The 23,829-nt window shown below is 64.3% G+C and carries 23 protein-coding genes; 8 read left to right on the top strand and 15 right to left on the bottom strand.

Annotated elements, in window-relative coordinates:
• Window positions 1-140 precede the first annotated feature (140 nt).
• Together Q5Z11_RS18660 and sppA are read left to right on the top strand one after the other, a co-directional pair.
• Window positions 141-1,505: an MATE family efflux transporter gene (locus Q5Z11_RS18660; RefSeq protein WP_303747778.1), complete on the top strand. Its 1,365-nt coding sequence runs from the start codon at window positions 141-143 to the stop codon at window positions 1,503-1,505.
• A 70-nt stretch (window positions 1,506-1,575) separates the two neighbouring features.
• Window positions 1,576-3,483, top strand: coding sequence for a signal peptide peptidase SppA (gene sppA / locus Q5Z11_RS18655; protein ID WP_303747777.1), 1,908 nt, complete (start codon window positions 1,576-1,578; stop codon window positions 3,481-3,483).
• Window positions 3,484-3,669: 186 nt separating this feature from the next.
• Here sppA and Q5Z11_RS18650 read toward each other — a convergent pair whose 3' ends face one another.
• Complete coding sequence (locus Q5Z11_RS18650; RefSeq protein WP_303747776.1) at window positions 3,670-3,900, bottom strand: hypothetical protein; 231 nt, start codon at window positions 3,898-3,900, stop codon at window positions 3,670-3,672.
• Between the two features lie 95 nt (window positions 3,901-3,995).
• On the opposite strand from Q5Z11_RS18650, the gene Q5Z11_RS18645 reads away from it, so the two are divergent.
• On the top strand, window positions 3,996-4,772 hold the full coding sequence (locus tag Q5Z11_RS18645; protein WP_303747775.1) for an SDR family oxidoreductase: 777 nt from the start codon (window positions 3,996-3,998) through the stop codon (window positions 4,770-4,772).
• On the opposite strand, the gene Q5Z11_RS18640 is transcribed toward Q5Z11_RS18645, so the two are convergent.
• From Q5Z11_RS18640 to Q5Z11_RS18630, 3 genes are all read right to left on the bottom strand, one after another.
• Window positions 4,760-5,392 (bottom strand): DUF4124 domain-containing protein, encoded by a 633-nt coding sequence (locus tag Q5Z11_RS18640; RefSeq protein WP_303747774.1) that lies wholly within the window; start codon window positions 5,390-5,392, stop codon window positions 4,760-4,762. The two genes, Q5Z11_RS18645 and Q5Z11_RS18640, sit on opposite strands and share 13 nt — an antisense overlap.
• Window positions 5,392-6,063 carry a DUF4124 domain-containing protein gene (locus tag Q5Z11_RS18635; protein ID WP_303747773.1) on the bottom strand — a complete coding sequence of 224 codons (672 nt, stop codon included), beginning with the start codon at window positions 6,061-6,063 and terminating at the stop codon, window positions 5,392-5,394. The genes Q5Z11_RS18640 and Q5Z11_RS18635 overlap by 1 nt, the downstream gene beginning before the upstream one ends.
• 220 nt (window positions 6,064-6,283) lie before the next feature.
• Window positions 6,284-6,844 carry a Sua5/YciO/YrdC/YwlC family protein gene (locus Q5Z11_RS18630; protein ID WP_303747772.1) on the bottom strand — a complete coding sequence of 187 codons (561 nt, stop codon included), beginning with the start codon at window positions 6,842-6,844 and terminating at the stop codon, window positions 6,284-6,286.
• Between Q5Z11_RS18630 and Q5Z11_RS18625 the strand changes: the two genes are divergently transcribed.
• On the top strand, window positions 6,843-7,013 hold the full coding sequence (locus Q5Z11_RS18625; RefSeq protein ID WP_303747771.1) for a hypothetical protein: 171 nt from the start codon (window positions 6,843-6,845) through the stop codon (window positions 7,011-7,013). The two genes, Q5Z11_RS18630 and Q5Z11_RS18625, sit on opposite strands and share 2 nt — an antisense overlap.
• A 61-nt stretch (window positions 7,014-7,074) precedes the next feature.
• On the opposite strand, the gene Q5Z11_RS18620 is transcribed toward Q5Z11_RS18625, so the two are convergent.
• From Q5Z11_RS18620 to Q5Z11_RS18595, 6 genes are all read right to left on the bottom strand, one after another.
• Window positions 7,075-9,576 carry a DNA topoisomerase I gene (locus Q5Z11_RS18620; RefSeq protein WP_303747770.1) on the bottom strand — a complete coding sequence of 834 codons (2,502 nt, stop codon included), beginning with the start codon at window positions 9,574-9,576 and terminating at the stop codon, window positions 7,075-7,077.
• A 188-nt stretch (window positions 9,577-9,764) separates the two neighbouring features.
• Window positions 9,765-10,691 (bottom strand): RDD family protein, encoded by a 927-nt coding sequence (locus tag Q5Z11_RS18615; RefSeq protein WP_303747769.1) that lies wholly within the window; start codon window positions 10,689-10,691, stop codon window positions 9,765-9,767.
• A gap of 33 nt (window positions 10,692-10,724) precedes the next feature.
• Window positions 10,725-11,459 carry a GYF domain-containing protein gene (locus Q5Z11_RS18610; RefSeq protein ID WP_303747768.1) on the bottom strand — a complete coding sequence of 245 codons (735 nt, stop codon included), beginning with the start codon at window positions 11,457-11,459 and terminating at the stop codon, window positions 10,725-10,727.
• 21 nt (window positions 11,460-11,480) lie between these two features.
• The gene (locus Q5Z11_RS18605) at window positions 11,481-11,954 is read right to left on the bottom strand and encodes a DUF494 family protein (RefSeq protein ID WP_282268100.1); all 474 of its coding nucleotides are present in this window, start codon (window positions 11,952-11,954) and stop codon (window positions 11,481-11,483) included.
• A 45-nt stretch (window positions 11,955-11,999) separates the two neighbouring features.
• Entirely contained in the window at window positions 12,000-13,151 is a 1,152-nt protein-coding gene (dprA, locus tag Q5Z11_RS18600) for a DNA-processing protein DprA (protein WP_303747767.1), read from the bottom strand.
• Window positions 13,152-13,229: 78 nt separating this feature from the next.
• On the bottom strand, window positions 13,230-14,354 hold the full coding sequence (locus tag Q5Z11_RS18595; protein ID WP_303747766.1) for a LysM peptidoglycan-binding domain-containing protein: 1,125 nt from the start codon (window positions 14,352-14,354) through the stop codon (window positions 13,230-13,232).
• A gap of 130 nt (window positions 14,355-14,484) precedes the next feature.
• On the opposite strand from Q5Z11_RS18595, the gene def reads away from it, so the two are divergent.
• The 3 genes from def to rsmB all read left to right on the top strand — a co-directional run bounded on the left by def (window position 14,485) and on the right by rsmB (window position 17,452).
• The gene (gene def, locus Q5Z11_RS18590; protein WP_303747765.1) at window positions 14,485-15,000 is read left to right on the top strand and encodes a peptide deformylase; all 516 of its coding nucleotides are present in this window, start codon (window positions 14,485-14,487) and stop codon (window positions 14,998-15,000) included.
• Between the two features lie 180 nt (window positions 15,001-15,180).
• Entirely contained in the window at window positions 15,181-16,104 is a 924-nt protein-coding gene (fmt, locus tag Q5Z11_RS18585; RefSeq protein WP_303747764.1) for a methionyl-tRNA formyltransferase, read from the top strand.
• A 4-nt stretch (window positions 16,105-16,108) separates the two neighbouring features.
• Window positions 16,109-17,452, top strand: coding sequence for a 16S rRNA (cytosine(967)-C(5))-methyltransferase RsmB (gene rsmB / locus Q5Z11_RS18580; protein ID WP_303747763.1), 1,344 nt, complete (start codon window positions 16,109-16,111; stop codon window positions 17,450-17,452).
• Here rsmB and Q5Z11_RS18575 read toward each other — a convergent pair.
• The 5 genes from Q5Z11_RS18575 to Q5Z11_RS18555 form a co-directional block, all read right to left on the bottom strand.
• A complete protein-coding gene (locus Q5Z11_RS18575) occupies window positions 17,444-18,598 on the bottom strand; it encodes a glycosyltransferase family 4 protein (RefSeq protein WP_303747762.1) in 1,155 nt (384 codons plus the stop codon). The genes rsmB and Q5Z11_RS18575 overlap by 9 nt on opposite strands.
• A gap of 22 nt (window positions 18,599-18,620) precedes the next feature.
• Entirely contained in the window at window positions 18,621-19,460 is an 840-nt protein-coding gene (locus tag Q5Z11_RS18570) for a glycosyltransferase family 2 protein (RefSeq protein ID WP_303747761.1), read from the bottom strand.
• Window positions 19,457-20,611, bottom strand: coding sequence for an O-antigen ligase family protein (locus Q5Z11_RS18565; RefSeq protein ID WP_303747760.1), 1,155 nt, complete (start codon window positions 20,609-20,611; stop codon window positions 19,457-19,459). Before Q5Z11_RS18565 ends, Q5Z11_RS18570 begins: the two co-directional genes overlap by 4 nt.
• A 98-nt stretch (window positions 20,612-20,709) precedes the next feature.
• On the bottom strand, window positions 20,710-21,567 hold the full coding sequence (locus Q5Z11_RS18560; protein WP_405051621.1) for a glycosyltransferase family 2 protein: 858 nt from the start codon (window positions 21,565-21,567) through the stop codon (window positions 20,710-20,712).
• A gap of 297 nt (window positions 21,568-21,864) precedes the next feature.
• Window positions 21,865-22,689 carry a glycosyltransferase family 2 protein gene (locus Q5Z11_RS18555; protein ID WP_303747758.1) on the bottom strand — a complete coding sequence of 275 codons (825 nt, stop codon included), beginning with the start codon at window positions 22,687-22,689 and terminating at the stop codon, window positions 21,865-21,867.
• Window positions 22,690-22,791: 102 nt separating this feature from the next.
• On the opposite strand from Q5Z11_RS18555, the gene Q5Z11_RS18550 reads away from it, so the two are divergent.
• Window positions 22,792-23,823 (top strand): CDP-glycerol glycerophosphotransferase family protein, encoded by a 1,032-nt coding sequence (locus tag Q5Z11_RS18550; RefSeq protein WP_303747757.1) that lies wholly within the window; start codon window positions 22,792-22,794, stop codon window positions 23,821-23,823.
• Window positions 23,824-23,829: the final 6 nt, after the last annotated feature.

The raw sequence follows: 23,829 nt of genomic DNA, 5'->3' as shown, positions 1-23,829 counted from the left end.
TTCTACGCACTGTTGTCCCACGCCGCTCGTTCATCCGCGGTGCGGCGGCATGGCAGCGCTGCCACGTTAGAATAGGCGCACTCCGCAACCCGGCATCTGTGCGCTTCCTGCGCCGGCCGTAGTCCGCGTCCCTGTGTTTTATGTCCATGTCTCCCGCCACGCCGCGCTTCATGCAAGAAGTGCGGACGACCGGTCTGCTCGCCCTGCCTCTGGTGCTGGGCCACGTTTCCACCGGTCTTATCGCCTTTGTCGACAACACCATTGCCGGTCACCACGGCACCGATACCTTTGCTGCGGTCAGCATCGGTACCGCCCTGCTATGGCTGCCGATGCTGGTGCCGATCGGCACCTTGATCTCGCTCACCGCCTCGGTATCGCAGCTGCACGGCGCTGGCCGTGATCGCGAAATCGGCCCCTTGTTCCGCCAGGCACTGTGGCTGGGCGTGGGCTTGAGCGCGCTGATGTTCCTGTTCCTCAGCGTGGTGCCTGTCTTCCTGCCTGCGTTCGGTATTGCCCCTGAAATCGTGCCCGGTGCTACCGACTTCCTGCATGCCATCCGTTGGGGCGTGCCGGCGCTGACCCTGTACTTCTGCATGCGCTATCTCAGTGAAGGCATGCATTGGACCTTGCCGACGATGTTGATCGGTTTCGGTGGCCTGCTGGTGCTGGGGCCATTGGGCTATGCGCTGTGCAACGGCAAGTTCGGCTTCCCCGAGCTGGGCGCCGCAGGCCTGGGCATCGCGTCTTCGGTGACCATGTGGGTGCAGGCGCTGGCCTTTGCGACCTACCTGTGGACCACCAAGCGTTTCGCCCACCTGCAGTTGTTCAGCCACTTCGAACTGCCGCGTCCGCGTGCGATCTGGGACCTGCTGCGTACCGGTCTGCCGATTGGCATCACCGTGTTGATGGAAGGCGGTCTGTTCATCATCACCGCGCTGCTGATCGGCCGTATCGGTGCCACCGAGGCCAGTGCCCACCAGATCGCGATCAACGTGGCGCAGCTGTGCTTCATGATCCCGATGGGCGTGGCCGAAGCTACTACCGTGCGGGTCGGCCATGCCGTCGGCAGCAACGATCCGCTGGGCGTGCGCCGCGCAACCTGGGCCGGCTACGCCATCGTGCTGGTGACCCAGGTGGTATCGATCACCGCCTTGCTGCTCGGCCATGACGCGGTGGTCGGCCTGTATACCGATGACCTTGCGGTGGCCGCGTTGGCCTCCACCTTGTTGTTGTATGCGGCCACCTTCCAGATCCCCGATGGCATCCAGGTGTTGTCGGCCGGTGCCCTGCGTGGGCTCAAGGACACCCGCGTGCCGATGTTCATCGCCATGTTCGCCTATTGGGGCGTGGGCATGCCGGTCGGTGCCGGGCTTGGACTGGGTCTGGGCTGGGGACCGCAGGGCATGTGGATCGGCCTGATCCTTGGTTTGACCGTGGCCGCGGTGCTGTTGGGCTGGCGGCTGCGGGTCAGCAGCGGCCGGCTGATCACCCAGGCAGCCCCCTGACTTAAAGGCCATGCCGGCAGCGTCCGGTTATGCGTATCCTGACTTGCAACCAGCCCCAACCGGAGCGTCCATGAATCCCCCTCCAGTGCCACGCCGCAATCCCGTTGCCAGCTTCTTCATCGGCATCTGGGACGTGATGAACTTCACCCGCCGGTTGATCCTCAACCTGCTGTTCTTCGGCCTGTTGTTCCTGATCCTTATCGGCTTGATGGTCGCCGTGGGCAAGGGCGCTTCATCGACGACGCTGCTGCAGGAAGGCACCACCCTGGTGATTGCACCGGAAGGGCGGCTGGTCGAGCAGTACAGCACCGACCCGCTCAGCCGTGCGCTGGGCAAGGCGCTGGGTGAAACCAATGCCGAAGAGCTGCAGCTGCGCGACCTGATCCGCGCCATCGAAGCGGCCAAGGACGACAAGAAGATCAACCGCGTGGTGCTGCAGCTGGACAAGCTGCAGCCCAGTGGCTTCGCCTCGATGCGTGAAGTGACCGCCGCGCTGCAGGATCTGCGTGCGGCCAAGAAGCAGGTCGTCGCCTTCAGCGAGAACATGGGCCAGTCGCAGTACCTGCTGGCCGCGCAGGCCGATGAGGTCTACCTGGATCCGATGGGCGGCCTGTTGCTGGAAGGCCTTGGCCGTTACCGCCAGTATTTCCGCAGCGGCCTGCAGGACAAGCTGGGCGTGGACGTGCACCTGTTCAAGGTTGGTGAGTTCAAGTCTGCCGCCGAGCCCTACGTGCTCGATGCTGCCTCGCCGCAGGCCAAGGAAGCCGACCTGTTCTGGATGAACGACGTGTGGCAGCGCTACCTGGGCGACATCGCCAAGGCACGCAAGCTGGACGCAGCACAGTTGGCTGCTGGCATCGACACGCTGCCGGAAGGCATTGCCGCCGCCGAAGGCGACCTTGCCCGCTTCGCCCTGCAGCAGAAGCTGGTGGACGGCCTGAAGACCCGCGAGGAAGTGGACGCCTTGTTGACCGAGCGTGGCGTGGCCGACGGTGATGCCGATGGCGGCTATCGCCAGATCGGCCTGGGTGACTACCTCACCCAGATCGATGCACGCCGCTCGCCGGTGGATTCGCGTCCGCAGGTGGCCGTGGTGGTGGCCGAAGGTGAGATCTCCGGCGGTGACCTGCCGGCTGGCCGCATTGGTGGCGTGTCGACCTCGGCATTGCTGCGCGAAGCCCGCGACGATGACGACGTGAAGGCCGTGGTCCTGCGCGTGGATTCGCCGGGCGGTGAAGTATTCGCCTCCGAGCAGATCCGCCGCGAAGTGGAAGCACTCAAGGCCGCCGGCAAGCCGGTGGTGGTATCGATGGGTGACATGGCTGCATCCGGTGGTTACTGGATCAGCATGAACGCCGACCGCATCTATGCCGACGAATCCACCATCACCGGCTCGATCGGCATCTTCGGCATGATCCCGAACTTCGCCCGCAGCCTGGACAAGATCGGCGTGCATACCGACGGTGTCGGCACCACCCGTTTTGCCGGCGCGTTCGACGTGACCCGGCCGATGGACCCGGCCGTTGGCCAGGTGATCCAGTCGGTGATCAACAAGGGCTACGCCGATTTCACCGGCAAGGTTGCAGCGGCACGCAACAAGCCGGTTGAAGCGGTGGACGAAGTCGCACGCGGCCGCGTGTGGAGCGGTGCGCAGGCCAAGGAACGAGGTCTGGTCGATGCCTTCGGTGGTTTGAAGGCAGCGGTTGAACATGCCGCGACGCTGGCCAAGCTGGGTGACTCCGACAAGTTCCGCGTGCGTTACATCGAGAAGGCAGCCACCCCGTTCGCGCAGTTCATGACCGGCTTCGCCGGCAGCCGCGCCGGCGCCTGGATGCTGGCCGACTCGGGCATGGCGCGCATGCTGATCGCCAAGCAGATGCCGGAGCTGGACACCCAGCTGCGCTTCGTCGAAGACGCAGTGAAGGACCGCAACGGCGCACCGGTGAAGTCGCTGGCGTATTGCTTCTGCGGTTTGTAAGCGAATCTGTGTGATGTGAAACGACAACGCCGCCCAAGGGCGGCGTTGTTGTTTGTCATGTAGTGCCGAGCCATGCTCGGCAGAGGCTTCACCGATAACGCCCAATGCCGAGCATGGCTCGGCACTACATGTGGGTCTTTGCGGTAAAGCCCCTGCCGAGCATGGCTCGGCACTACAGGTGCTGTGCTATTTGGCGGTATCGGCGGCGCCAATCGCCGCATCCAACTCAGCCTGCTGCGCCTTGCTGGCCTGCTCGGCCGCCGCAGCTGTCGCCTTGGCCTGATCCAGGTCCTTCTTCATCGCATCACGCAGCGCCGTGGCCTGCGGATCGGGACGACGCTCGGTGTCCGACGCTTGTGGCTTGCACGCTGCCAGCGCAAGCAGCAACGGCACCATCAACAGGGAAAGACGCTTCATCGGCATGCTCCGCTGGGCTCAGGCGGCTATCCTAGCCCCATCTTCCCGCTGCGTCCTTTCACGGACGCCGCACCCAGCATCGATGAGGAAACACTATGAACCAGCAGCGTTGGCGCCTGGATGGGCAAACCGCCTTGGTCACGGGTGCCAGTGCCGGTATCGGCCTGGCAATTGCACGCGAGCTGCTGGGTTTCGGTGCCGATGTGCTGATCGTCGGGCGCGATGCCGATGCACTGGAAACCGCGCGCGATGAACTGGCCGACACATTTCCCGAGCGTGCCATCCATGCACTTTCCGCCGACGTCAGTGACGACCAGGATCGGCAGGAAATCCTCGATTGGGTCGAAGACCACAGCGATGGCCTGAACATCCTGGTCAACAACGCTGGTGGCAACACCACCAAGGCGGCAACCGAGTATTCCGAAGACGAATGGCGTGGCATCTTCGAGACCAATCTTTTCTCGGCGTTCGAGCTGTGCCGCTATGCGCACCCGTTGCTGACCCGCCATGCCTCCTCGGCCATCGTCAACGTTGGCAGCGTCTCCGGCATTACCCATGTGCGCAGCGGCGTTGTCTACGGCATGACCAAGGCGGCGATGCAGCAGATGACCCGCAACCTGGCCTGTGAATGGGCCGAGGACGGCATCCGCGTCAACTCGGTGGCGCCGTGGTACATCCGCACCCGCCGTACTTCCGGGCCGTTGTCCGATGCCGATTACTACGATGAAGTGATCGCGCGTACGCCGATGCGCCGCATCGGTGAACCGGAGGAAGTAGCGGCGGCGGTGAGCTTCCTGTGCCTGCCGGCGTCGAGCTATGTCACCGGCGAATGCATCGCGGTGGACGGTGGCTTCCTGCGTTACGGCTTCTGAATCCCGCAGTCGCTGCCGTCGAGCAGCGATTGCAGGCGTTTATGCTTCTTCTGCAGTGCCTCGGCCTGGCTTGGCGAGGCGAAGCGCCACTCCGATTCGGCTTCGTCCACCCATTGTTGCCAGGTGGCGCAGCGCTGCAGCGGATCGACTGCGGTGCAGGTATCGCGCACTACTTCGCAGGCATCACCGGCACCGGTGTTGGGGTTGCCGTCCAGGCCGGTGACCTGCATCGCCACGCAGCGCGATGGCGGCTCACTGCTTTCGCTGAAGTAGGTCTGGCCTTCGCGGGTGCGGCATTGGAACAGTTCGGGCAGCGGCACGGCGGGCGCTGCTGCAGTTGCCTTTGCTGGTGCAGGAGCCGGAGCCGGTGTTGCAACAGCCGAGGCTGGCGCGGCATGCAATTGCGGCAGCACGGCGGGTGCCGGACTTGCAAGCGCTGGCGGCGGTGGCGGGTTTTCCACCGCCTGCATGACTTTTCTGCTCTGCAGCTGCGTGCCTTTGGGGCAGGGCATGTTCTGCACGGTAAGTGCGCCGCTGGCATCGGTGCAGCGATAGAACACGACCTCGCCGGCGTGTGCGGTGGGGCCGGCCAGAAGCATCAGCAGGATCAAGCCGCGCATCAGATTCCCCCGCAGTCCTGCTCGAGTCGCGCATCGATACCGCGTTGCTCGCGCGTCAATTCCTGGCGCTCGCTTTGCAGCGCGCTGTTGTAGCGACGGATCAATTCCCAGCGGCGGTCGCGCAGCCGTGCGCAGACTTCCTGCGGCGGCAAGGCATGGCAGCTGTCGCGCACAAGCACCGACCCCATCGGCACCGCGACGCCTGCCTGCCACGGAATACCGCCGCCAGCGGGCGGGCGCGGCGGGCGTGGACCGCCATTGCCAGGGCCGTGATGACGCGGGTAGGCATAACCCCAGGTTGGCACCCAGCGCGGATTACCGTCGTTGTTGTCGCTGGTATAGCGCTCACCTTCCTCGGTGACGCATTCGTACATCGGCTGTGGCGGCTGCACCGTGACCACCCGCACCTCGCGCTGGATGAGCGGTGCCGTCGTCGGAGCTGGTGTTGTTGCAGCTGTGCGCGCTGGCGGGTCCTTTGGCCGCGCCATGTCCAGCACCTGCTGCTGATGTGACTTGGTGCAGGGTGCATCCTGCAACGACACCGCACCGTTGCTGCCAACGCAGCGGTAGATGCGAACGTTGTCCGCCGAGCTGGTGGGAGGCGGATCAACCGCCAAGGCCGCGACGGGCAACCAGATCAGGCAACCGAGCAGGGGCAGGCGAGGGCGCATGGTGGCAGTGTGCCACGGGCGCAGCCGGGGTGGTTGTGGGAGCGGCGTCAGCCGCGAAGCTGGCAGTGTTGCCGGCCGCGCTCCTGTGTAGAGCCGAGCCATGCTCGGCTGAGGCATTACCGGTGAAGCCCCTGCCGAGCATGGCTCGGCACTACGCTTGTGCCCCCTCCCTTTGGCGTAGCCAAGGGGAGGGTTGGGGAGGGGTTGGTTTTTCGGCTTTTCAGTCGCGCAGGACTTCGCCGGTGGCGGCCACGCGGATGCGGGTAGGTTGGGACAGGCCGCCGGTGGCACCGTCCAGCAAGCCGTCCAGCAGGTCCAGCAGGGCCGGGTCCAGCTGTCCGCGGGAGCGCGCCGGGGGCTCACCGGCAAGGTTGGCACTGGTCGAGACCAGCGGGCCGCCCCAGGCCTTGCACAGGGCCTGTACCAGCGGATGGGCGGTGACCCGCACGGCGATGCCGGTGTGCTCGCCGGTTATCCAGCGTGGCGCACGTGGGCCGGCTGGGACGATCCAGGTGTTGGCGCCGGGCCAGCTGTCCCGCACTGCTTGCCGGCGGTCGTCTGCCAAGGCGTCCAACTGCACCCAGCCTTCCAGCTGCTGCGGGCTGGCGGCGATCAGGATCATGCCTTTCTCGACCGGGCGTTGCTTCAGCGCCAGCAGCTTCATCACCGCGGTTTCGTTGGAAGGATCACAGCCCAGGCCCCAGACCGCTTCGGTCGGGTAGGCGATCACGCCGCCGGCCTTGAGGGCAGGGACAACACTGTGCAGGTCGAGTTCGAGCATGGTCAGCACCGTTGGAGGGCCAGTGCGTTCGATGGCGCTGGTCCGCGAAAGGACGCAAAGCAAAGGCCGCCCGGTGGGCGGCCTGCTGCGGGTGGTGCTGATTATCCGCTTGTTGGCGGGGGAGGGGATGAAAGCCGGTGTAGTGCTGCTTCCTGATTCCGGGTGGTAAGGCCGACCCTCTTCCGCCCTTCGGGCACCTTCTCCCGGAGGGAGAAGGAAAAAGCTGCAGATCAGAAGGGTGGTGCGTCGTCGGCGGCCGACTTCTTCACTGCCTTCTTGGCGACGGCTTTCTTCGTTGCCTTCTTTGCTGCGGTCTTCTTGGTCGCTGCTTTCTTGGTTGCCGCCTTCTTGGCCGGGGCCTTCTTTGCGGCGGCCTTCTTCGGTGCGGCTTCCTTCTTGACCGTGGTCTTCTTGGCGGCCTTCTTGCCAAAGCCCTTGCGCACCGGCTTGCCGGTGTCGGCCATCAGCTGCTCGACCTCAGCCAGGGTCAGCGAGGCGGGTTCGCGGTCCTTGGGGATCTTGCCGTTCATCTTGCCGTCGCTGATGTAGGGGCCGAAGCGACCGTTCAACACCTGGATGTCCGAACCCTCGAACTCCTTGATGATGCGGTTGCGTGCGATCTCTTCCTTCTCTTCGATCAGGAAAACGGCGCGGGCCAGGTCGATCTTGTACGGGTCGTCTTCCTTGGTCAGCGAGGCATAGGTGCTGCCGCGTTTGGCGAACGGCCCGAAGCGGCCGATGCCGACGGTGACTTCCTCGCCATTGGCGTCGGCGCCGAGCTTGCGCGGCATGTCGAACAGCTTCAGTGCTTCTTCCAGCGAGATCGAGTAAATGCTCTGGCCCGGCTGCAGTGAGGCGAACTTGGGCTTCTCTTCGTCTTCGACGGTGCCGATCTGCACCATCGGGCCGAAGCGGCCGATACGTGCGGTGACGTCCTTGCCGCTGACCGGGTCCGGTCCGAGCACGCGCGCGCTGCCGGCGTCGGTACGGTCCAGCGATTCGCTCTTGTCGGTGACCAGTTCCTTGAACGGGCCCCAGAAGCGCTCCATCAGCGGCACCCACTCTTCCTCGCCACGCGACACCGCATCCAGCTCGTCCTCGAGCTTGGCGGTGAAGTCGTAATCGACGTACTGGGTGAAGTGGCTGGACAGGAACTTGCTGACCGCGCGGCCGACGTCGGTCGGCTTGAAGCTGCGGCCCTCCATCTCGGTGTACTTGCGGAACAGCAGGGTCTGGATGATCGAGGCGTAGGTGGACGGACGGCCGATGCCGTATTCCTCAAGTGCCTTGACCAGCGCCGCTTCGGTGTAACGCGGCGGCGGCTGGGTGAAGTGCTGGTCGGCGACGATGCGGTCCAGCGGCACGCGGTCGCCGGGCTTCATCAGCGGCAGCTTGCGGCCCTCGTCCTCGTCCTCGGCGCTCTTGCTGTCCTTGCCTTCCTCGTACACGGCAAGGAAGCCGGGCACCACCACGGTGGTGCCGCTGGCGCGGAACACGTGCTCGCTACCGGCCGACAGGTCGACGCTGACGGTGTTCAAGGTGGCCGGGATCATCTGGCAGGCGACGGCGCGCTTCCAGATCAGCTCGTACAGCTTGCGCTCATCGTCGGTGAGGTACTTGCCCACCTGTGCCGGGGTGCGCAACGCGGAGGTCGGGCGCACGGCTTCGTGGGCTTCCTGCGCGTTCTTGGATTTGGTGGTGTAGGTGTTGGGCTTGTCCGGCAGCGAACTGATGCCGTAATCGCGGGCGATCACGTCGCGGATCTCGGCCAGCGCATCCTGCGACAGGCTCACCGAGTCGGTACGCATGTACGTGATCAGGCCGACCGTGCCCTCATCGCCGATGTTCACGCCTTCATAGAGCTTCTGCGCCACCTGCATGGTCTTGCGGGTGGTGAAGCCGAGCTTGCGCGAGGCTTCCTGCTGCAGCGTGGAGGTGGTGAACGGCGCGGCCGGGCGGCGCTTGCGCTCCTTGCTGGCGACGTCGGTGACGTGCAGCGAACCCTGTGCGGCCTGCTGGATGCGCAGGCGCGCGGCCTCCGCGGTGTCGCCGTCGGTGATGGTGAACTGCTCGAACTTCTGCCCGTCCAGCTTGATCAGGCGCGCGTTGAAGTGCTGCGAAGGATGCGCGCAGGCGGCCTCGATGCTCCAGTACTCGCGCGAGATGAAGGCTTCGATCTCTTCCTCGCGCTCGACGATCATGCGCAGCGCCGGGCTCTGCACGCGGCCAGCGGACAGGCCGCGCTGCACCTTGCGCCACAGCACCGGCGACAGGTTGAAGCCGACCAGGTAATCAAGCGCGCGACGCGCCTGCTGGGCATCAACCAGGTCCGAGGCGATTTCACGTGGCTGGGCAATCGCTTCCTTGATCGCTCGCGGGGTGATTTCGGTGAACACCACGCGCTGCATCGGCTTGCCGTCGGACAGGCCGCGCTGCTTCAGGATCTCGGCGATATGCCAGCTGATGGCCTCACCCTCGCGATCCGGGTCAGTCGCCAGCAGGATGTCATCGGCGCCCTTTGCGGCTTTTGCGATGGCTTCGACGTGCTTCTCGTTCTTCTCGATCAGGTCGTAGCGCATGGCGAACCCGTTCTCGGGGTCGACCGCGCCTTCCTTGGGAACCAGGTCACGCACATGCCCATACGAGGCCAGAACCGTGTAGTCCTTGCCGAGGTATTTATTGATCGTCTTGGCCTTGGCCGGTGATTCGACGATGAGCAGGTGCTTGGGCATGTCAGTACATTCTTGGGGCGGAACGCCCTTGTGGGGGCGCTAGGGTGGCTTAAACCGGGACGATAGTGAAGCCGATGTTTGGGTTGTGCATAAGCCGACGCCCGGGTTGCGGCCCGGGCGTTCAGCTTGGTTCCTTATTAGAGGAATCATGCCAGAGGGGCTTGTGTCAAGCCGCCCCCGGCAATTTGTCAGTTGAAGCCAGCTGCGGCAATGCCAATGATCACCACCAGCCCGATCAGGCAAAGCAGGCCCAGGCCGACCAGCGACAGGATCACGATGGTGACCGTGCCCAGGCCCTGCTGCTGCCACTCCGGGTGCTCGGTGAACGCGAACTTGTCCACCACCAGGGTGTCGCAGATGATGTCGTGCAAGGCCTGCTTGCGCTCGGTGAAGGCGGCCATGACGAAGCCGATGCACAGGGTGATGCTGCTCAGGATGTAGGCGAAGAAGCGGCCCACGGCGCGGCCCAGGGTCAGGCGTTCGCCGTTGCTGCGCACCACCTTGATGCCCACCGCCATCTTGCCCAGCGTGGCCTGGTACTTGGACGAATGCATCCAGGCCGGATACATCAGGTTGCCGGCGAAGATGAACAGATAGCCCACGCCCATGGTCACCAACATGCCAATGGAGCCTGCGGCCGAATCCGAGCTACCGGACACGCCACCGACAATCGCGCCGAGGATGCTCAGCGGGATCAGCACGATGTAGGTGAAAACGGTCATGACCACGTAGTCGATGAAGTAGGCGGCCACGCGCTTCCAGAAGCCTGCCTGCACCACCAGCCCGCCCTGCACGGCGGCGGGATCGACATCCTGCGGACGGCTGGCTGGCGCGGTGTAAGGCGAATAGGCCTCGGCAGCGGCAGCGCGCGCGGCGACGGCCTCGCCGCTTTCGATCGCGGCGTAGTCCTGGCGCAGGTCGATGCCGGTGTTGGCCTGGGTGATCAACTGCAGTTCGTCGGCGACGGCGGAGAGCGGCTGCCATTGCTGCATGCCTTCACGCCAGACCAAAGTGCCCAGGTCCATCTCGCCTGCGCGGAATTTCTCGCGGAGTGCTTCCGCTTCAATCGGACCATGCCGCTCGCGCTGGGCATCAGCGTAGTACCACTGGCTCATCTTTTTCCCCGTAAAAGTTCTGAACGCTACCAATCAGCCGCGACAGTCGATCGGCAGGTATTTGTCATCGACATCGGAACTGCATTCCCAGCTGTCGGCCTGCATATCGTAGTCGAGCCAGATGCTTTTGCCGTCAAGTTGCGAATGAGACGGAACCCGCAGGAAGGCTTCCAGCCCGCAATGCCCCTCTTCAAAGCGGCCGACATGGACCTGGGCGACATCACCACTGGCGTAGCTTTCCGGGGTGCCGAAGCCTTCGTCATCATTGATCGGGCAGCGCTGGTTGGCGGCGACGAACTCAGCCACCTGATGTTTCAAGCCCAGCATCTGCCCTGAAACCATCGTTGTCTTGGAGCGCATCACATACTGCTGGTAGGCGGGCATGGCGATGGCCGCCAGGATGGCGAGGATGGCAATCAGGATCACGCCGACTACCGCAGCAATGATGCCGGCGATCGCGCAGCCGGACAGACCCTGCCGGGGCAGCGCGGCGGCCGTGGTGTGGATGGTCTGCACGCCCGGCGGCAGTGACGGCGGCACTGCCGGCGCGGCTGCCGGTTCGGCGTGCTGCAGGTCCAGGCCGAGCTCGCCGGCAAATTCGCGCAGCGGCCGCCAGTCGCCGGTGCCTTCGCGCCAGACCAGGGTGTCCTCGTCTATGCGACGGGACTGGAACAGCTCGACGATGTTGTCATCGGTGATCGGGCCGCGACGTTCGCGGTTGCCCTCGGCGTAGAACCATTGGCTCACGTAGGTGTTGTCCTTATGCATCCCTGCACGCCGGTTTTGGGCTTAGTGCAGGGGTTCGGGTTCGTCGACAAACATCTGGGTTTCCATCCAGGCATAGGCGGCTTCCGCGCCGGGCTGGTTGAACAGCACCATCAGTACCACCCACTTCAGGTCGTCCAGGTCCAGCTCGTCCTGGTCCAGTGCCATGGCACGGTCGAGCACCAGTTCGCGCTGGTCGGCGTCGAGCACGCGCTGCTGTTCCAGGAACAACAGGAAGCCACGGCTCTCCACGTCCAGCTTGTCGAGCTCGGGGCCGTGGAACACACGTACCGGCCCGTCAACGCGTGGTTGGGCCACGGCTGGGCGTTGTTCGGCCAAGGCATCGAGCCAATCGAAGGCCTTGTTGATTTCGGCGGGACTGAAACCGGCCTGGATCAGGCCGTTCTGTAGCGAGTCGCGGTCTCGGATGAGATCAGCGTCTTCGCTGAAGTAGTGTTCAAACAGGTACAGCAGGACGTCCAGGATGCTCTCTTTCATTGCCCCTCGGCCTGCGCCATTGGCGCTGTGGAGGTGAAGAAACTTTCAGGTGCGGGTGTAGCGGCCGTGCGCGGACGACACCCTGCCTTCCAATTCCATGAGCAGCAGCATGGAGGACAGGCTGGCGGCCGTCAATCCAGTGCGCTCGATCAGTAAATCCATACCGGTTGGGTCATAACCCAAGGCGTCCCACAATCGCTGGTAGTCCGGGTCCGGTGGCGTGACGGCCGGGTGCTGGCCGGACGGTACCGCTGAGATGGGGGTCTGGAGCCGGGTTTGCAAGGCACAGGCCAGTTCGCCGGCCAGATTGGCCACGCCTTCAAGAATGTCGTTGCTCTGTGTCACCAGGGTTGCACCTTGGCGTATCAGCCGGTGGCAGCCGCGTGCCATCGGGTTGTGGATGGAGCCGGGCACGGCAAATATCTCGCGGCCGGCCTCGCTGGCCAGGCGCGCGGTGATCAGGGCGCCGGAGCGTTCGGCGGCCTCGATGACCACCGTCCCCAATGCCAGCGCCGCCAGCAAGCGGTTGCGGGCGGGGAACTGGCCGCTGCGCGGCACCGTACCGGGCGGGTACTCGCTGACAACCACGCCTTCGGCGGCAATCTGCGCCTGCAACTGGCGGTGATGGCGCGGATAGGCCAGATCCGGGCCGGTGCCGATCACCGCATAGGTGCTGCCACCGCAGGCCATTGCCGCCCGATGCGCCGCCGCGTCGATGCCGGCCGCCAGCCCGCTGGCGATGGTGAGGCCCGCGCCAGCCAGGGCGGTGGAGAAGTCGCGGGCGATATCGCGGCCGCCGGCAGTGGGAATGCGGCTGCCGACGATGGCAATTGCCGGTTGCCAGAGCAGGGTCGGGTCGCCGGCCAGGAACAGGGCCATGGGGGGATTCGGGCTGTCGCGCAGTAGCGGTGGGTAGTCCGGGTCGCGCCAGCCGACCAGGTGATGCGCGTCGGCCTGCAGCCAGTCATCGGCCTTGTTCCAGGTGTCCGTATCGGGACGCGACAGTGCCAGGCACTGCGCCGAAGTGCAGCCGGCGGCGCGCCACTGCGCGGGGCCGGCAGCCAGCGCAGCCGCGCTGCTGTCGTATTGATCAAGCAGTCGACGCAGCGGTTCGAGGGGGCCGCCGGCCAGCGCCAGGGTCAGCAGCGCAGGGCAATAGGCCGGAGTGGGGGCAGACAGGGTGGGTGATGGGTGCATGCCCCAGCCTGCCGCCGCAAACAACAACGGCGCCCTCGGGCGCCGTTGTCTTGGATCGTAAGGCTAGCCCGCAGCTGCTTACTGGGCGTCCGGGTGCTTCAGCTCATAGCCAAGGCGTGCCGGCTTGGTGCCTTCCATGATCAGTGCATAGCTGACCTTGTCGAAGGTACGGAACACCATCGCATGGGCAGCGTACTCGTCAGGCAGGGTGACCCGTCCGGTGCCGGTCTTCAAGGCATCGTCCGCACGTGAGGTTTGCGCGTGCTGGATGCGGTCGGTGACGTAGCTGCCGCTGCGCCAGACCGAGAACACCGTGCCGTTGTTGATGCCTTCGCGTGCGCCGCCGGAGATGGCGATCACGTCGCGCGGGCCGCCGCTGGTGAAGGTGTCGGTCACCGCGAGCACGCGCAGCTGGCCCGGTACCACGGCGTTGGCCGGCGCATGCGGAACAAACTGCAGGTCATACGGGTTGATCTGCACCGGCATCAGGCGGTCGCCCCTGCGCACTTCGCTGCCACTGTCTTCGAGCTGCAGCGTGGAGGCCTGGACATTGCCGCTGGCAACCTGGGTCAGGGTGCCGACGTTGACCTTGGCCAACTCATAGCCAAGGAACTCGTTGCGGTCATTGGAGGCAACATAGTTGCTCCAGATGTTGCCGGTGCCCGGCGTGACCTTGCCGCGGCTGTCCAGGTCATCCGTGGGCTTGGGCTGGCCAAAACGCACGGTCGGGCGCAGCACCATGTAGCGCTGGCCGGGCTGGGCGTTGTCCAGGCCGGTTACGTATGCCTTCTGTCCGGCGCTGGCGCGCAGGCGGTTGTCTTCCAGGCCGACCACATAGGGCAGGTCCTCGAAGCTGTCCACCACGTTCAGGTTCTTAAGGAAAGGCTCAACGTCCGCCAGCGGTACGCCGGTGATCGGAGCCTCCTGGCGCGGGCCGGCCTGGGCCGTTACCCGGTCCAGATAGGCCAAGCTCAGAACGTCCCCCGGATAGATCAGGTGCGGGTTCTTGACCTGCGGGTTGGCCTGCCAGATTTCCGGCCAAAGCCACGGCTTTTTCAGGAAACGTGCCGATATGTCCCACAAAGTATCGCCCTTGCGCACCACGTAGGTGTCAGGGTGCGTACCGTTCATTTCGACGGCCACGGCATAGGTCGTGACGGTCAGCATCGCCACGGCGGCGACCGTACGTATTTGTTTCAACATGGTTGCGATCTGCCTGATTCCCCAACAGGTTGTCGCACTATATTGCAGAAACGGGGGCGCCGGGCAAGCGCAGGCGGTAGAATTGCGACATCTTGCCGAAATTGAACGGCATCCCCAGATCGGTACCACCATGGCCCTCCTGCCCATTCTTGAGTTCCCAGACCCGCGCCTGCGCACCAAGGCAGCCCTTGTCGAGGCTGCAGAAGTGACCACGCCGGCCTTCCAGCAGTTGATCGACGACATGCTGCAGACCATGTACGACGCCCCGGGCATCGGCCTGGCTGCCAGCCAGGTGGACGTCCATAAGCGCTTCATGGTCATCGACGTCAGCGAAGAGCACAACGCGCCGCAGGTTTTCATCAACCCGCAGATCGTCAGCGCCAGCGAAGGCGGCCGCGTCTACCAGGAAGGCTGCCTGTCAGTGCCGGGCATCTATGCCGATGTCACCCGTGCCGATTCCATCGTGGTGCGCTTCCTGGACCGCGAAGGCAAGCAGCAGGAGCTGGCGGCCGACGAGCTGCTGGCCACCTGCATCCAGCACGAAATGGATCACCTGGATGGCAAGCTGTTCATTGACTACCTCTCGCCGCTCAAGCGCGAGATGGTGCGCAAGAAGCTGGCCAAGTCGCGCAAGCACGTCGCCTGATTTGAGGCGGGGATCGGGGGCCCGGGATTGGAGAGGCATGAATTGCTGCGTTTCTTCCAGTCCCGGCGTTCTGTTCTGTATCCCTGACCTGCACGTTCTTTCTTTCGATCCGCGATTGGTAGCAGCCACCGCTGCGCTGCTTTTGCCAAGCCCGGATCCCGAATACCGAATCCCCGCCCTATGAGAATCATCTTCGCCGGTACGCCGGAATTTGCCGTTGCCTCGCTGGGTGCAGCCGCGCGCCAGCATGAAGTGGTGGCGGTCTATACCCAGCCGGATCGTCCTGCGGGCCGTGGTCGCGGGCTGATGCCCTCGCCGGTGAAGCTCGATGCCATCGCGCGCGGTATTCCGGTATTCCAACCGGAAAGCCTGAAGACGCCCGAAGCCCAGCAACAGCTGCGCGACCTGCAGCCGGATCTGATGATCGTGGTGGCCTATGGCCTGATCCTGCCCAAGGCGGTGCTGGCCATCCCTACCCACGGCTGCTGGAACGTGCACGCTTCGCTGCTGCCACGTTGGCGCGGCGCTGCCCCGATCCAGCGCGCGATCGAGGCAGGCGACGCCGAAACCGGCGTGTGCCTGATGCAGATGGAAGCGGGCCTGGATACCGGACCGGTGCTGCTGCGCCAGCACACCCCGATCAGCGATACCGATACCGGTGGCCAGCTGCATGACCGTCTGGCACAGATGGGTGCGCAGGTGCTGTCCGATGGCCTGGGCTTGTTGCGTGCCGGCCTGAAGCCGGTGCCGCAGCGCCAGCCAGAAGCCGGTGTCACCTATGCACACAAGTTGGACAAGGCTGAAGCCAAGCTCGATTGGGCCGAGCCGGCGGCCGCGCTGGCGCGCCGCGTGCGCGCCTTCAATCCATGGCCGGTCGCCGAGGCGACGTTGGCGGGCGAACGCGTACGCATCCACGGCGCGGTAGCCATTGAGGACAACCGTGGCAAGGCACCGGGCACGGTGATCGGTGCTGCCCGCGAAGGTATCGATATCGCCTGCGGGCAAGGCGCTTTGCGCCTGCGCGTAGTGCAGCGCGAAGGTGGCAAGGCGATCACCGCGGCGGACTATCTGAACGCACGCCGCGATCTGCGGATCGAGGGCTGAGCGGATGACGGCGGCGACTTCCTCACCGTGGGGCAGCAAATCCGCGGCGGCACAGCCCGGCGTGCAGACCCGTGCACTGGCGGCCAAAGTGCTGGCGGCAGTGATCGGCAAGGGCCGTTCGCTGAAAGCCGAGCTCGGCGCTGCCCTGCCCAAGCTCGATGACAGCCGTGATCGCGCGTTGCTGGAAGCCATTTGTTTTGCAGCGCTGCGCCGCCGCGTGGTCTATGACCAGGCATTGCGGCAATGGCTGCAGAAGCCGCTGGGCGCGCGCGATGGTGACCTGCGCGCACTGCTGATGGCGGGTTTCGCGCAGCTGGACGTATTGCAGCTGCCTGCCCACGCCGCGTTGTCGGCTACGGTGGATGCAGCGCGCGCGCTGGGCCGTGAGCGCCAGGCCGGCATGGTCAATGCCTTGCTGCGCCGTGCACAGCGCGAAGGTTTTGCCGAAGCGCGTGCCGAAGACGCATGGCCGCAATGGCTGCTGGCCCAGGTGCAGCGCGATTGGCCACAGCAGGCAGCGGAAATCATCGCGCAGAGCCTGCAGCCAGCGCCGTTGTGGCTGCGGGTCAATCGCCAGCAATACGCGCGCGACGCCTACCTGACCCTGTTGGCCGAGGCTGGTATCGAGGCGATTGCCGAGCCACTGTCGGCCGACGCGGTGCGTCTACCGGTCGCGGTGCCGGTGAGCAGCCTGCCTGGCTTCGCGCAGGGCGCTGTGTCGGTGCAGGATCTGTCGGCGCAACAGGTGGCCGATGCCTTGCAGGCCCCGGCGGGGGCACGGGTGCTCGATGCCTGCGCGGCCCCGGGCGGTAAATCCGCGCACCTGCTGGAGCGCGATCCGTCCCTGCAGCTGGTCGCGCTGGATGTCGATGCGCGGCGCCTGCAGCGCATCCGTGAAACCTTCGCGCGTACCGGTGTTGGTGCGCAGGCGCAGGTGTTGGCGGTGGACGCCGCCGATACCGCCGCCTGGTGGGACGGCAAGCCGTTCGATGCGGTGTTGCTGGATGCGCCGTGTTCGGCCACCGGCATCATCCGCCGTCAGCCGGACGTGCTGTTGCACCGCCGCGCCGAGGACATCACCGCCTTGGCCGCATTGCAGGCACGGCTGCTGGATGCCTTGTGGACGGTGCTGCGCCCAGGTGGCGTGCTGCTGTATTCGACCTGTTCGATCCTGCGCCAGGAAAACGGCCAGCAGGTAGCGAGCTTCCTCGCACGTACACCTGATGCACAGGTGCAGGCATTGCCTGATTCATTCGGTCACGAGGTTGCCGGCAACCGTCAGCGTTTGCCGGGCGAGCAGGGTGGCGATGGATTCTTCTATGCGCGGCTGGTGAAGGTATCAGCTTGATTGGCTGTTGCCGACAATATTGCTTTGGTGCACAGCCAGTAGTTCTTCATAGACGGCCACGATGGCGTTGATGAAGCGCTCCATGCCAAATTCTTCGGATGCAATCGCGTGCGCTGCAGCACCCATGCGCGGCAACGCCTCGCGGTGCTGCAACATCCAGCGCAGCGTCGCAGCCATGGCTTGGTGGTCATGCACCGGCACGATCCATCCGTCGGTGCCCATACGGATGTTTTCTGGCAGACCAGAGTAATCGGTGACCATCACCGGCTTGCCCATGCACATCATCTCGCGACAAGCGTAGGAGAGTGCTTCGGTCGCGTGGGAAACCACGAAGCCGGCATCGAACGCCGCCACTACCGGGCGAACGTCTTTCAGCAGGCCGGGAAAGTGGAACTGCGTTTCAAGTCCAGCAGCGCGGACTATCGCCATCTGCTTCTCGCTGGGAGGGTGCCCTGCGACTACCACCTGCACCTTGCTTCGTTCGTCTTCGCCAAGCAGCGCCAGTGCGCCGGCAATGTCGGTCCAGCTTTTGTAGTCGGATGTACCGGCATTGCTGCCAATCAGCAAGCTGCCTGGGTCATCGGTGAAGCGTGCACGCAGCGCGCTGACTTCAGCACCTGCAAACGGGGCGAAATGATCGGTGTCGATGCCGTTGTAGACAGTTTGCGGCTGACACGCGCGATAGGCAGTTGTCTGGAGCTGGCGGAGAACGTATTCACTGACCGCAATCACTTTGTCGGTATGGAGGCGAGCACGCCATATGTGCTGAATGCCGTGCAGCGGCTTGGTGTTGTGTTTGGTCAGGACGATACGCGGGCGCGTCGACAGGCCGCTTAGCGCGGCGATGGTGAGGCGGTGATCCGCTGAGCCATTGACATGGACGATGTCGAAAAGGTGCTTGCGCAGGTACTCCCGAAGCTGGCGTACCGCCCTTGCACGCTCGCGCAGTTTGCGCAGGCCATTGGGAAACGGCTGTGCCAAGGTGTGGACGCCATGCAGTGCCTTCGCTTCCTCAAGCAAACGGCTGCCTGCGGGGGCTGCGACATGGACTTCGTGATGCGGACTCAGCGCCTGCGCGAGGTCACGAATGTAGGTGGTGTGTCCGCCTCCGCTGCCGCTGTGAAAGTTGGTGTAGAGCAGTTTCATTGGCTGCGGGCGTCCAGGATGATCAGGAATTCGGATGTGCTTGCAGCAGTTCGTCGTGGTTGTCGATGCCTTGCTCGCAGCGGGTGATCTTGTTGGCGACAGTCGTCTGCAGGATGCGGTTGTTGGGCAAGTTCATGTCGTTGACATCTGGTGGTGCGCGCGAGTTATGCCATAGGTGGACTGCCAGTGCAGCCCATTTGAGCGGACGTCGGCGCAGGCCGGCATTCTGCAGGCGCTCGGCCAGCTCGCGGTCTTCGGCGCCATAACCTTCCATGCGCTCGTCGAAGCCATTGACCTTGATAAGGTCTTGTCGCCAGAAGCTCATGTTGCAACTCATCACCCGGCCACCGCGCCGTGAGCGCGCCTTCAGGCGCGCAAGCCAAGGCTGGCGGAAGGCATATTGGCGGCGTGTGCCATCAAAGTGATGGAAAGCGGCATCTATCCAGGGTGCGAACCGCGCCCGGCCACCAGCAAGCAGGCGCTGACTCTCGCTGATGCTGGCCTTCAACCGGCCACCTTGGAGGAAAAAGCCAGGGGACGCGAGCATCCGATGATCGGCAACGAAATCCCTATGCAGGATCATGTCCCCATCCAGCAGAATCACATAATCCCCGGTGCTGGCGGCGATTGCTCGATTGCGGCAACGGGCGGCACGGAAACCTGCGTCTTCCTGCCAGATGTGTCGCAACGGGGCCCCAAGTTTCCCTCTCCAACGCTCGATTACCTCGGCGGTTGCTGGGCCGGAGCCATCGTCGGCTACCAGTACCTCATCAGGCAACTGACGCTGCCTGCTGACGCTTTGCAGCGTCAACTCCAAGGCTTCGGGCCAGTTGTAAGTCAGGATCGCCAAGGAGATCTTCATGGGTCGTTTGACTTGGATGAGCTCTTGGAGGGGAAAGATAGGCTGAGGGCCAGTGGAAGCCAGATGATGAGCCAGCCCGGGCGGGGGCTGTCGATCAGGTGGGGAAGGTCGAACTGCAACATTATGCTGGCAAACAGCCACAGGCCCAGTGTTGTCCTGCCGACCGCCAGCTCGCGATGCTGCCAGGCACGCCAGCCCAGTCCAAGCCACACCACCAGCCATAGCAGCAGCCCAGGCAAGCCCAACTCCACGGCAAGCTGGGTGAATAGATTATGGGTGTGGATCTGGTGGGTGCCAGTACCCGCCTCCACTGGGATGATGAAGTTGGCGCCCAGTCCCCAGCCACGTAAGGGGTGCTGTGCGAACAGGTCCATGGCATAGGCAAAGATCTGTGGCCTGAACGACATGCCGCGTTCGGTCAGCTCCGGGTAGGCGGCCATGGCCAAGCCTCCCGCGACTACGGACAGTAGTATCAGGCGCTGGCCCGCGCGCTTGCTGCGCCGTATCGTCAACAGCGCGAATACGGTCAAGAACAACGCGATCCAGGCGCTGCGGGAATAAGTGAGTATCAGTGCGCTGCCCATCACCGCGAGTGCCACCCACTTCAGGAGGCGACGTGAGCCCTTTTCAAAACGCCAGGGCCACAGCATCAAAATGCCTGCGCCCATGGCGGCAGCCACAAGGTTGGCATTGGCCATCACACCAAATCCGATCAGTCGGTCGTCACTTGGTGGGGCGATAAAGAAGCCGACCATCGATGCCGCTGCGGTCAGGGACAATATCCCTGCGGCCCATAGCAGGAGCCGACGCTGCCGGAGGGGGTCATTGCCAACCCCCTGCAGGAACGCCAGGAGAAACAGCAGCACGCTCAATAGGCGCATGAATTCATCGGCGGGTCTGCGTGCGTTGCTCCATAGCAGGCTCAGTGCCGCCCACCCGAACAAGGCCAGAAGCCAGGGCATCAGCGGTCGCTGCGCAAGTTCCAGCCATCGTCGAGGGAAGCTGAAGCCGAGGACCAGTGCCGGCAGATACAGGGTTAGTGCAACCAGGTATTGGAATGGCTTTCCCGGATTGAACGAAGGGCCAGCGGGAAGTGCGCACATACCGGCAATCAGCAACAGCAGGCCGCTCAACAGCAGGTTGCGGGTCACTGGTGCCGCCGGGTACCTCGGCACTGCAAGCTGACTGGTTTCTTTGCCGTCGAGAGGTGAGTTGCTGGGGGAGTTCACATGTTGCCGGTCAAAAAGACTCATTTGGTGGCACGCAGATCCGCCGCCGGAGTGACGGAAAACTCGGGCATGTGATGGTCCAAGCCTTCCTCGCAGCGCACGCGCCGTGCATCGCGGCTGGCATACAACAGTTGGTTGTTGGGCAGTTCCGGGGCGCTGGGGTCTGGCGGTGCTGAGCTGTGGTGCTCCAGGTGCAGCGCCAATGCGGCGAATTTTATCTGCGACCTACGCAGGCCGGACTGACGAAGGCGCTGATCCAGCTCGAGGTCTTCACTGCCATAGCCAACCATGCGCTCATCGTAGCCGTTGACCTGAAGCAGATCCTTGCGCCAGAAGCTCACGTTGCAGCCCATGGGATGCCCGGAGGAACGTGCCTTGAGCGCTGCCAGCACAGGAATGCGCAGGGTGTGGTGGCGCCGCCCGAAATGGTAGGTGCTGCGGTCGCCTTCCTTGCGGTAGTACGCATCCACCGACCAGCCAAAGTGGGGGGCGCCGCCGGAGAGCAGGCGCGCCGTCTCTGCCTCCGTGGTGCGGATGCGGGTGCCTTGCAGGAATACCCCGGGTCGAGCGAGGCGCATATGGTCGGCCACGAAGTGCCGATGCATGATCATGTCGCCGTCCAGTTGTATCAGGTAGTCGCCGCGCGCTGCTGCAATGCCGCGGTTGCGGGCGCGGGCGAGACGGAAGCCGTCATCGGGTTGCCACACGTGACGTAGCGGGACGGGAAATTCACGCGCACAGTCTTGCAGGAGTGATGCGGTGTCTTCCCGCGACCCGTCATCGGCGACAATCACTTCATCGGGGAGCCGACTTTGCTGGGCCGCGCTACGTAGTACCAGGGTCAACGCTTCTTTCCAGTTATAAGTGGAAATCATCAACGAGATGGTAGGCCTTGGCGGCGACATGACAGTACTCAATGTGGGGCGGGCCAGTCAGACCAGAAGTCCCGAAATTTTAACCTAGGCTCCCTGTTTCTGCAGGTTTGGCGGCGTTGGCGTTCAAGAAGATAAAGCTGGGTCCGCCTTTCTGGTTGAGTTCCAAAGTCCCTGTTGAGCGCTGTCGCCCCGCCTGAATCGTCGTTCAGGTCTTGCCCCGTCTGTTCACTGGGCGGTACGTGGTGACAGGCGCGGGTGCCTCCGCGCTGGAGGAAGCGTGGTTACAGAAAATGCTGACCGTCAGCCTTGGTCTGTCTTCGGCGAGGGCGTCACCAGAGGCTGCCCGTTCTGCAGCAGCCACAACATGATGGTCTTCTGCCGCACGTAGTTGGCGCTGACGAAGGCCTCGATCAGGCCCGGCCAGCCGTCCAGGAAGCCGCGCTTGACCACGTAGCTGCGGATGAAGCGCCAGCTCGGGGCGATGATCAGCTTGCCCAGGCTCGCGTGCTTGCCCTTGGCGAATTCGTGCTCGGCCATCATCCGTGCGTATTTCTGCTTCTTGTCCAGCAGTTGCAGGAAGCTGCGGTAGGGGTGATGCAGCAGGTCGCCCTTGAGCAGGGCGGCCGGACCGTCCAGCGAGACGGCTTCGTGGATCTCGCGATCGCCGCGCCAGCCGCCATGGCGGCGGTCGAACAGGCGCAGCACCCGATCCGGGTATGCGGTGCCGTGGCGCAGGAAGCGGCCGAAGTATTCCGAGCAGCGCGCGAAGCGGTAGCCGACGGCACGGGGGAAGCCGGCGTCACGTTCGGCTTCGATGGCGGCGCGCAGCTCCGGGTTGACCCGCTCATCGGCGTCCAGGCACAGCACCCAGTCGTGGCTGGCCTGTTCCACGCAGAACGCCTTCTGGCTGCGGAATCCGCTGAAAGCACGTTGCACCACGCGGGCACCGGCGGCTTCGGCCACGGCCACGGTGGCGTCGGTCGAAAACGAGTCCACCACCACGATCTCGTCGCAGAACGCCAGCGAGGTCAGGCAGTCGCCAATGCGATCGGCTTCGTTGAAGGCGATGATGCAGGCCGACAGGCGCGGGCGCTGGTTGGGTTGGTCGGTGATTGGGCTGGGCATGCGGCGTCTGGCGCGTGGGATCGGGCCAAAGCCTAGCAGCGACGGCTTTCACTGGCGATGCGATAATTTCGGCATATCCGGGATATTCAGGAGTTCCCCACCGTGCCACGCCACTATCTGCTGTACGGGTCCGAGCGCTATGCGCTGGCCATCCTCCGCCCGCTGCAGGCGGCGATCCGCGCGCGTGGCGATGAGGCGGCATGGTTCTTCGATGGGCCGGGCGCGGCAGACCTGACCGCCGACGAAACCCTGCTGACGGTGGAGCAGGTGCGTGCCTGGAACCCCTGCGCAGTGATCACCTCGTCCAACGCGGTGCCGCACTTCTTCCCCGGGGTGAAGGTGGAGACCTTCCACGGCTTCGATGCTGGCAAGCCGCGCCACATCTACATCCGTGGCTTCTTCGACCTGTACTGCACCACCGGCCCGCGCGATACCGCTGCGTTCTCGGAGCTGGCACAAAAGACCGGACATTTTTCGGTGGTTGAGACCGGCTTCCCGAAGATCGACCCGTTCATGAGCCAACTGAAGGACGAGCCCGACCCGGTGCGCGAACCGCCGGTGATCCTGTACCACTCGACTTTCTCACCGTCCTGGAGTGCTGCCGGCATCCTGTACGACGAGATCAAGCGGCTGTCGCAGACTGGCGAGTGGCGCTGGATCGTCACCTTCCACCCGAAGATGGACCCGGAGATCACTGCCAAGTACCGCGCGCTGGAAGGCCCGTACCTGCGCTTCGCCGATGACGACAACATCCTGGACCTGTTCCCGCAGGTGGACATGATGTGTTCGGACACTTCCTCGGCACTCAACGAATTCCTGCTGACCTACAAGCCGGTGGTGACTTTCAAGAACCGTCGCCCGGGCCCGCAGTTGCTGGATATCGACGACCCGGCGCAGTTTGAGGGTGCAATCCGTACCGCCTTGTCGCGGCCGCCGGAACTGATGGCTGCGGTGCGCCAGTTCGCCGACCAGCTGCACCCCTACCGCGACGGGCAGTCCAGCGAGCGCATCCTGCAGGCGATCGACGACTTCATCGCCAAGGGCGGTCGCAACCGCAAGCCCAAGCCGCGCAACTGGTGGCGCAAGATCAAGCTGCGCAAACGCATTGGTTATTGGGGCCCGGCGCGGGTTTGATCGCGC

Origin of the sequence: Stenotrophomonas sp. 610A2, from assembly GCF_030549615.1 — a bacterium.
Classification (GTDB): domain Bacteria; phylum Pseudomonadota; class Gammaproteobacteria; order Xanthomonadales; family Xanthomonadaceae; genus Stenotrophomonas; species Stenotrophomonas pigmentata.
Note: the sequence above shows the minus strand (reverse complement) of the source record. Positions and strands in the feature narration are given on the sequence as shown.

Coding starts and splice junctions, on each gene's coding strand:
- Q5Z11_RS18605 (WP_282268100.1), bottom strand. CDS start 11,954: ATGAAAGAGAGCATCCTGGACGTCCTGCTGTACCTGTTTGAACACTAC.
- Q5Z11_RS18570 (WP_303747761.1), bottom strand. CDS start 19,460: ATGAAGATCTCCTTGGCGATCCTGACTTACAACTGGCCCGAAGCCTTG.
- fmt (WP_303747764.1), top strand. CDS start 15,181: ATGAGAATCATCTTCGCCGGTACGCCGGAATTTGCCGTTGCCTCGCTG.
- Q5Z11_RS18610 (WP_303747768.1), bottom strand. CDS start 11,459: ATGCATAAGGACAACACCTACGTGAGCCAATGGTTCTACGCCGAGGGC.
- Q5Z11_RS18595 (WP_303747766.1), bottom strand. CDS start 14,354: ATGTTGAAACAAATACGTACGGTCGCCGCCGTGGCGATGCTGACCGTC.
- dprA (WP_303747767.1), bottom strand. CDS start 13,151: ATGCACCCATCACCCACCCTGTCTGCCCCCACTCCGGCCTATTGCCCT.
- Q5Z11_RS18615 (WP_303747769.1), bottom strand. CDS start 10,691: ATGAGCCAGTGGTACTACGCTGATGCCCAGCGCGAGCGGCATGGTCCG.
- Q5Z11_RS18630 (WP_303747772.1), bottom strand. CDS start 6,844: ATGCTCGAACTCGACCTGCACAGTGTTGTCCCTGCCCTCAAGGCCGGC.
- Q5Z11_RS18635 (WP_303747773.1), bottom strand. CDS start 6,063: ATGCGCCCTCGCCTGCCCCTGCTCGGTTGCCTGATCTGGTTGCCCGTC.
- Q5Z11_RS18575 (WP_303747762.1), bottom strand. CDS start 18,598: ATGAAACTGCTCTACACCAACTTTCACAGCGGCAGCGGAGGCGGACAC.
- def (WP_303747765.1), top strand. CDS start 14,485: ATGGCCCTCCTGCCCATTCTTGAGTTCCCAGACCCGCGCCTGCGCACC.
- Q5Z11_RS18645 (WP_303747775.1), top strand. CDS start 3,996: ATGAACCAGCAGCGTTGGCGCCTGGATGGGCAAACCGCCTTGGTCACG.
- Q5Z11_RS18620 (WP_303747770.1), bottom strand. CDS start 9,576: ATGCCCAAGCACCTGCTCATCGTCGAATCACCGGCCAAGGCCAAGACG.
- Q5Z11_RS18625 (WP_303747771.1), top strand. CDS start 6,843: ATGGTCAGCACCGTTGGAGGGCCAGTGCGTTCGATGGCGCTGGTCCGC.
- Q5Z11_RS18660 (WP_303747778.1), top strand. CDS start 141: ATGTCCATGTCTCCCGCCACGCCGCGCTTCATGCAAGAAGTGCGGACG.
- Q5Z11_RS18650 (WP_303747776.1), bottom strand. CDS start 3,900: ATGAAGCGTCTTTCCCTGTTGATGGTGCCGTTGCTGCTTGCGCTGGCA.
- Q5Z11_RS18555 (WP_303747758.1), bottom strand. CDS start 22,689: ATGCCCAGCCCAATCACCGACCAACCCAACCAGCGCCCGCGCCTGTCG.
- Q5Z11_RS18640 (WP_303747774.1), bottom strand. CDS start 5,392: ATGCGCGGCTTGATCCTGCTGATGCTTCTGGCCGGCCCCACCGCACAC.
- rsmB (WP_303747763.1), top strand. CDS start 16,109: ATGACGGCGGCGACTTCCTCACCGTGGGGCAGCAAATCCGCGGCGGCA.
- sppA (WP_303747777.1), top strand. CDS start 1,576: ATGAATCCCCCTCCAGTGCCACGCCGCAATCCCGTTGCCAGCTTCTTC.